The organism is Streptomyces pseudogriseolus, from assembly GCA_002154585.1.
Taxonomy (GTDB): domain Bacteria; phylum Actinomycetota; class Actinomycetes; order Streptomycetales; family Streptomycetaceae; genus Streptomyces; species Streptomyces pseudogriseolus.
In genome coordinates, this window is the sequence record MUNG01000181.1 from 1 (window position 1) to 1,824 (window position 1,824).

The following is a 1,824-nucleotide window of genomic DNA, read 5'->3' on the forward strand; positions in this document are numbered from 1 at the left end:
GCACCTGGAGGGTCTTGAGGGAGAACTCCATGACCTGCTTGAAGACGGGTCCGCAGATCTGGCCGCCGAAGTAGCTGCCCCGGGTGGCGTTCTGGATGACGCAGTAGACGGTGATCCTGGGCTTGTCGGCGGGCGCGAACCCGGCGAAGGACGAGGTGTAGCCGTGGTACTTGCCGGTGGCCGGATCCACGCGGTTCGCCGTACCGGTCTTGCCCGCGACCCGGTAGCCCGGGATGCGCGCCTTGGTGCCGGTGCCCTCCTCGTCGTCGACGACGGACTCCAGCATCTGGGCGAGGGTCTTCGCCGTCTTCTCGCTCACCACCCGGGTCCGCTCGGGCTTCGGGGCGGGCGTGAAGCGTCCGTCGGGTCCCTTGGAGCCGCGCACGAGGGTGGGCTCGACGCGGACGCCGCCGTTGGCGATGGTCGAGTAGACGGAGGCGGCCTGCATCGCGTTGACGGAGACGCCCTGGCCGAAAGGGATCGTGTACTGCTGCGAGGTGGACCACTGGTCCGGCGGGGCCAGGATGCCCTTGGTCTCGCCCGGGAAGTCCAGCCCGGTGCGGCTGCCGAGGCCGAACCTGCGCAGGTAGTCGTACAGCACCTTGTTGGCCTGGGACTGCGTCTTGCCGAGCTGGCCGGTGGCGAGGATGGTGCCGATGTTGCTGGACTTGGCGAGGACGCCGTTGAGCGTCAGGTACCAGGTCGGGTGGTCGATGTCGTCCTTGAACAGCCGGTCGCCGCGGTGCAGCCGGTTGGGCACCACCACATGGGTGCCGGGGGTGGCGGCGTTCTCCTCCAGCACGGCCGCCATGGACAGCACCTTGGCCGTGGAGCCCGGCTCGAAGGCGTCCTGGACGGCCGCGTTGCCGAGCGTCCGGGGGTCGGCCTCGGACAGGTCGTTGGGGTCGAACCCGGGGGCGTTGGCCATCGCCAGGACCTCGCCGGTGCGGGTGTCCTGCACGATGACGTAGCCGCGGTCGGCCGCGGACTCCTCCACCTGCTCGCTGATGGCGTTCTGCGCCGCCCACTGGATGTCGCGGTCGATGGTCAGCTCGATGTCGTCGCCGGGCACGGCCGGGGTCTCCGTGGAGCCCGCGGTGGGCACCAGACGGCCGCCGGACTGGGCGTAGCGGATCTTGCCCTGCTCGCCGGCGAGGCGCTCGTCCAGCTGGAGCTCGACGCCGCCGCTGCCCTTGCCCTCGGCGTTGACCCAGCCCAGTATTCCGGCGGCGAGCTCGTTGTTCGGGTACACGCGCTTGCTGGTGGGCACGGAGAAGACGCCCGCCAGCACGTTCACGGTCGACCTGTCGGTCTCCGCCTTGGTGGCCAGGGCGGCCTTGAGGTCCTTGATCTGCGTCCAGACCTGCGGGGTCTGCCGGCCGGCCAGCTTCACGTAGCGCAGCGACGGGTTGTCCGGCCGCAGCTTGCGGACCAGGTCCTCCTGGTCCGCGCCGAGGATCGGGGCGAGCAGCGCCGCGGCCTGCTCGGGTCCGTCGTCGGTCTTCAGCTCGTCCGGGGCGAACATCGTGGGGTCGGCGGTGATGTCGTAGGCGTCCTCGCTGGTGGCGAGGGCCACGCCGTTGCGGTCGGTGATCTCGCCGCGTTCGGCGGCCAGCACCTGGCCCACGTAGCGGTTGCGCTCGGCCTTGCCCGCGTACGTGCTCGCGTCGACGGCCTGCACCTGCACCAGGCGGACGACGAAAGCGAGCATGACGAGAGTCAGGCCCACGCCGACCAGGCGCAGCCTGGGGCGCGGGCTGCCCAGCCGGATGGTCTTCGGGGCCCCGGGGCGCGGTCCGCCGGGCCCCGGGGCCCCGAAGACCA

The 1,824-nt window shown here is 71.2% G+C and carries 1 protein-coding gene; it reads right to left on the reverse strand.

The window, feature by feature from the left end; translation table 11 throughout:
* Window positions 1–1,824: peptidoglycan D,D-transpeptidase FtsI family protein (locus tag CCN29_RS17490; protein ID WP_442538400.1), on the reverse strand; the 1,824-nt coding region annotated here is incomplete at both ends.